At 68.5% G+C, this 5348-nt stretch carries 6 protein-coding genes and 1 tRNA gene; 3 read left to right on the top strand and 4 right to left on the bottom strand.

The genetic code is table 11. The features are described 5' to 3' along the window. Positions 1 to 1229: efflux RND transporter periplasmic adaptor subunit (locus tag AC27IO_RS20005; protein WP_498740390.1), on the bottom strand; the 1229-nt coding region annotated here is incomplete at its 3' end. A gap of 215 nt (positions 1230 to 1444) precedes the next feature. Here AC27IO_RS20005 and AC27IO_RS20000 point away from each other — a divergent pair. Then, positions 1445 to 2137 (top strand): TetR family transcriptional regulator, encoded by a 693-nt coding sequence (locus AC27IO_RS20000; RefSeq protein ID WP_284394426.1) that lies wholly within the window; start codon positions 1445 to 1447, stop codon positions 2135 to 2137. A gap of 33 nt (positions 2138 to 2170) precedes the next feature. Continuing rightward, positions 2171 to 2246, top strand: a tRNA-Arg gene (locus AC27IO_RS19995). 86 nt (positions 2247 to 2332) lie between these two features. Here the strand turns inward: AC27IO_RS19995 and AC27IO_RS19990 are convergent. Continuing rightward, a complete protein-coding gene (locus tag AC27IO_RS19990) occupies positions 2333 to 3412 on the bottom strand; it encodes a YihY/virulence factor BrkB family protein (protein ID WP_284406666.1) in 1080 nt (359 codons plus the stop codon). A 201-nt stretch (positions 3413 to 3613) separates the two neighbouring features. On the opposite strand from AC27IO_RS19990, the gene AC27IO_RS19985 reads away from it, so the two are divergent. Further along, positions 3614 to 3766 (top strand): hypothetical protein, encoded by a 153-nt coding sequence (locus AC27IO_RS19985; protein ID WP_272565744.1) that lies wholly within the window; start codon positions 3614 to 3616, stop codon positions 3764 to 3766. A gap of 24 nt (positions 3767 to 3790) precedes the next feature. Here the strand turns inward: AC27IO_RS19985 and AC27IO_RS19980 are convergent, their stop codons facing one another. Then, positions 3791 to 4558 carry a class II glutamine amidotransferase gene (locus tag AC27IO_RS19980; RefSeq protein ID WP_498740387.1) on the bottom strand — a complete coding sequence of 256 codons (768 nt, stop codon included), beginning with the start codon at positions 4556 to 4558 and terminating at the stop codon, positions 3791 to 3793. A gap of 60 nt (positions 4559 to 4618) precedes the next feature. After that, on the bottom strand, positions 4619 to 5348 hold a 730-nt coding region (locus tag AC27IO_RS19975), incomplete at its 5' end, for an MFS transporter (protein ID WP_498740385.1).

The following is a 5348-nucleotide window of genomic DNA, read 5'->3' as shown; positions in this document are numbered from 1 at the left end:
CACGGCGCCGCGGCGCCAGCGCCGCCGGCCTGCCAGGCCACGGGCTGCACGACGATCGGATCGCCGGGCTTGCCGCGCGGCAGCTTCTGGAAGCCGTCCACCATGACCTTTTCGCCCGTCTGCAGGCCTTCCAGCACCACCCAGTTCGTGCCCTGGGCCGGCCCGAGCTTGATGGGGCGCGGCGTGAGGTGGTTGTCCGCGCCCACCACCATCACGGTGTCGCCCTTGGCCGAGCGGGTCACGGCCTGCTGCGGCAGCAGCACGCCGCCGGCCACCTGGGCCTGCTCCAGGCGCACGCGCACGTAGAGCCCCGGCAGCAGCTGGCGGTCGGTGTTGGGGATCTCGGCGCGCAGCGTGACCTGGCCGCTGGTCGGGTCCACCGTCAGGTCGGTGAAGAGCAGCTTGCCGGTCTGGGGATAGAGGCTGCCGTCTTCCAGCACGACGCTCACGCTGGCCGAGCCCTTGCCGGCCTGCTTGTACTTGCCGCTGGCCAGGCCCGCCTTGAGCTTGAGCGCTTCGGAGGCGGACTGCGTGAAGTTCACGTACAGCGGGTCGATCTGCTGGATGACCGCCAGCTCGGTGGCCGAGCCCTGGCCCACCAGCGCGCCTTCGGTCACCAGCGCGCGGCCGATGCGGCCGGAAATGGGGGCGGTCACGGCCGCGTAGCCCACGTTGATCTGTGCCGTGGTCACGGAGGCGCGGGCGGCGGCGAGGTTGGCCTCGGCAGTCTTTTGCGAGGCGACGGCGTTGTCGTATTCCTGCTTGCTGATCGCGTTGACGGCCACGAGCGGCTTGTAGCGCTCGGCCAGCGCGCGGGTCTGTGCCACGTTGGCATCGGCCTGCGCCACGCTCGCCCGGGCGCTTTCCAGCGAAGCCCGGTAGGGCGCGTCGTCGATGGCGAAGAGCTTTTGCCCAGCCTTCACGTCGCTGCCTTCGGTGAACAGGCGTTTTTGCAGGATGCCCGCGGCCCGTGCACGCACTTCGGCGACGCGGGAGGCCTCCAGCCGGCCGGGCAGTTCGGTCACGAGGCCCACGTCGCCGGGCGCCACGGTGACCACGCCCACCTGGGGCGGGGGAGGGGCGCCGCCACCGGCCTGGGCCGGGGCTTCGCTCTTGCCGCAGGCCACCAGGACGGTGGCGGCGACCAGGCTGAGGCAAAGGGCCACGACCCGGCGTGCGGGGTGGAGGGCGGCAGCGGAAACGCCAAGATCGTCACTGAGGCGAAGCATGAAAGTCCTTCCGGAAATGCGCTGATTGAAAAGGCCATGCAGGCACGGAGATGTCTTTGATCGGCATCAACCACGCAGATGGCCCTTGAATTCGGTGCGCGATTATACATACAAACATGAATGTATAATTGCTGCGGAGCGCTGGCGCCGCCCTTTCCACGGGGTGGGCAATGCCAGAAAAACGCGGACATCGAACACAAAAGGAGACATGCCCCATGGCCCGACGCACCAAAGAAGACGCCGTTGCGACACGCAATAGTTTGCTGGATGCGGCCGAGCAGGTCTTTTACCAGAAGGGTGTGTCGCACGCGTCGCTCAACGAGATCGCGCAGGCCGCCGGCGCCACGCGGGGCGCCATCTACTGGCATTTCAAGGACAAGGTCGATCTGTTCAACGCGATGATGGAGCGCGTCACCCTGCCGCTGGAGCGCGCCAACGGCGAATGCGAGAGCAACGAAGACATGGCGCCGCTGCAGCGCATGCGCGGCGTGATCGACCTGGTGCTGCGCAACCTGGCGCAGGACCAGCGCATGCAGCGTGTCTTCGAGATCGCTTTCTTCCGGGTGGAATACGTCGAGGAACTGGCGGGCGTGCGCGACCGGCACATCGCCGCCTGCGGCGCCTTCCGCGAGCAACTCGCCAACGACCTGCGCCTGGCCGCCGAAAGCCAGAAGGTGCAGCTGCCCATGCCCCCGCAGATCGCGGCCATCGCCTTGCAGGCGATCTTCGAAGGGTTGCTGCAGGGCTGGATCCTGAACCGCGCCAATTTCGACCTCCCGGCGACCGGGCGTGCCTCGGTGGACGCCTACCTGCGCGGGCTGGGCCTGGAGCTGCCCCCGTTGCCGGACTGGCTGCAGGATTGCTCTTTGCGGGACGTGTGCCCGCACGCCGCGAGGGCCGTGCCATAATCGCCGACTGATCGGGCCGCAATGGCCCGCTGTGCGGCTGTAGCTCAGTGGATAGAGTATTGGCCTCCGAAGCCAAGGGTCGTGGGTTCGATCCCCGCCAGCCGCACCATCGATGATCGCCGCAGTGCCGGACAACGCACGGGGTTCTCCCTCTTTTTCCATTCCTTCCGATTCGCGTCCGGCGTTACTGCCGCATCAGCGGCGCCTGCGCAACGCATCGCGCTTTTCACGCCGCTCCAGCCACAACGACAGCGCCACGCGCGCGGCCAGCAGGGCCACGGTGGTGGCCAGGGCGCCGGTGGACAAGGGCGCTGCAGGAGCCGCTTGCATGGCGGGCGCTGGCAAAGGCGTGACGGGCGTGAGCGCCGAGTTGGCGTCGGCCCCGCCCTTGCGGGGCTCGACCGGGTCGAGCAAGGCCTCGGGGGCGGCGGCATGCGAGCCGTGTTCGGCCGCATACACCTTGGTGAATTCCGCGCCCAGCAGGAAGATCTGCGCGGCGTAATACACCCAGATCAACACCACCGCGATGGCGCCGGCGGCGGCATAGGTTGAACTCAGGCCCGCCTTGCCCACATACAAGCCGATCAGCACCTTGCCCACCTCGAACAGCACGGCGGTCACCGCGGCGCCCACCCACACGTCGCGCCAGGCGATCGGCACCGAGGGCATGAACTTGAAGATCATCGCGAACAGCACGCAGCTGATGCTCATCGACAGCAGGGTGTTGATGCCCATCAGCATCAGCTCCCAGCCCGGCATCAGCGCGCCGAGCCAGGTGCCCGCCGCCGCCACCGCCGCGCTGACGGTGAGCGAGGCCATGAGCAGGAAGGCCAGGCCCAGGATCAGCCCGAACGACAGGAAGCGCGCGCGCAGCAGGCCCCAGATGCCGCTCGGCTTGGCGGGCTCCGGCACGTGCCAGATGCGGTCGAGCGCGCTCTGGATCTCGCCGAACACCGTGGTCGCGCCGATGCCCAGCAGCACCAGGCTGATGGTGCTGGCGATGATGCCTTCTGTGGGCTCGCGGGCGCTCTTGATGAGGCCCTGGATGGCGAGCGCGCCGTCGCGCCCCACCAGGCCGGAGATCTGTCCTTCGATGGTGCCGCGCACCGCGTCCTGGCCGAACACGGCACCGGCGATGGAGATCACGATGACGAGCAGCGGCGCAATGGAGAACGCGGTGTAGTAGGAGATGGCGGCCCCCATGCTGGGGGCGTAGTCGTCGAGCCAGGCCTGGCAGGATTTCTTGGCGAGTCGAAAAAGGGTCGAGGCGTTCATTGCGGTTCCGGGGTCAGGCCTCTGGTGTAACCAATCGCATTGCCGCAGGCTGTAGGAGGGGGCCGGAAGCGCCCTTCGCCGGCCCCGTTCACTCTCCACGGGGAGCCCGTCCGATGCAGCGCGAGGGCGCCGTCCCACACGGGGGCGGCCGCGGGCGGTGCGGTAATCCGGTCATTCCCAGAACCTTTGCGAGGTCCGTCCATGTCCCGTTCGCACCGCCAGTGTTCCGATAAAGCCAAGCCCCGGGAGATCAAGCGCCAGCGCCAGCGGGAGGCGATGTTCAAGCCGGCGGGGCGGGGCGGCGTGCCGTTCTATCCCGACCCCGAACCGCCCGTGTGGAAACCGCTGGGCTGATGCCGCGGCCGCCATGCCAGCGCGCTACGGCGTGGCGCAGGCCCCGTCCACGAACACCCGCAACTCGCCGCTCTGGAAGGCGGTCCACTGCTCGTCGCTGGTGAGCGGCGCGGTCACGACGACGGCCACGCGGTCCTGCGGCGTGGTGTGGGCGGAAAAATCGATGCGCAGGTCTTCGTCGCACAGGCGTGCCTGCGAGAAAGGGTGGCGCCGCTCGATGTAGTAGAGCTGCGTGGAGGCGTGCGCCCACAGCGCCTGGCCGTTCGACAGCAGGAAGTTGAACGTGCCGTGCGGGGCGATGCGCGCGGCCAGTTCGCGCAGGGTGATGGTCAGCTCCGGAATGCTGGGCACGCCCGCGTGGGACTTGGCCAGCTCTTGCATGATCCAGCAGAAGGCATGTTCGCTGTCCGTCGCGCCCACGGGGTGGAAGTGCGAATGCAGCCGTGGGCGGAAGTCCTTGAGGTCGCCGTTGTGCGCGAACACCCAATACCGGCCCCACAACTCGCGCACGAACGGGTGGCAGTTCTGCAGCGAGACGCTGCCCTGCGTGGCCTTGCGGATGTGGGCGATGACGTTGCGGCTCTGGATGGGGTAGCGGCGGATCAGCTCGGCCACGGGCGAGTCCACCGCGCGTTGGTGGTCCACGAAATGGCGCAGGCCCTTGTCTTCGAAGAACGCGATGCCCCAGCCGTCGGAATGGTCCGCCGTGTTGCCGGCACGCTGCGCGAACCCCGTGAAGCTGAACGTCACGTCGGTCGGCGTGTTGGCATTCATTCCGAGCAACTGGCACATGGGCTTTGGGAGAAAAGAAGGAAAAGGACGAAGGGCGGAAGGCCAGGGACGGGATCGGGCTTAGCGGCCCGGCGCTGCGGCTTTGGGCGCGCGCAGCTGCCACGCGGCCACCAGCGCCAGCAGGCACAGGCCGGTGAGCAGCAGGAAGGTTTCGCCGAAGGCGGCGATGCGCGCCGGGCTGCTGACCGCGTTCTGCAGCGAGTCGCCATGCGCGGCGATGCGCCATTCGAGCACGATCCCGCACAGGCTCACGCCGGCTGCGCCGCCCAGCATGCGCACGAAGCTGATGGCGCTGGAGCCCTGCGCGATGAGCGGCTTGGCCAGCGGCCGCATGGCCCCCAGGTTGAGCGAGGGCAGGATGAACCCGAGCCCGATGCGCCCCAGCACCGCGAACACCACCAGCATCCACAGCCCGCTGGTCAGATCGACCAGCACCATGAGCGCGAACGAGATCGCCAGCAGCGCCAGGCCCGTGCCCACCAGCCAGTGCGTGGGGTGGCGGTCTGCCAGCCGGCCCACGATGGGAATGGTGATGGCCAGCACGATGCCCGCCGGCAGCATGATGGTGCCCACGTGCGAGGCCGACAGCTGCAGGCCCAACTGCATGAACACCGGCAGCAGGTAGGTGGAGCCGAAGAGCGCCGTGCCGTAGATGAAGGCCACGATGCTGCCCATGGCGAACTGCCGGTATTCGAACAGGCGCAGGTCCATGAGCGGCGTGGCGCCGCGCGCCAGTTGCCGGCGCTGCCACGCGATGAAGACGGCCAGGGCCGCGAAGGCCGCCAGCAGC

This window comes from Acidovorax sp. KNOB132, from assembly GCF_057541515.1.
Note: the sequence above shows the minus strand (reverse complement) of the source record. Positions and strands in the feature narration are given on the sequence as shown.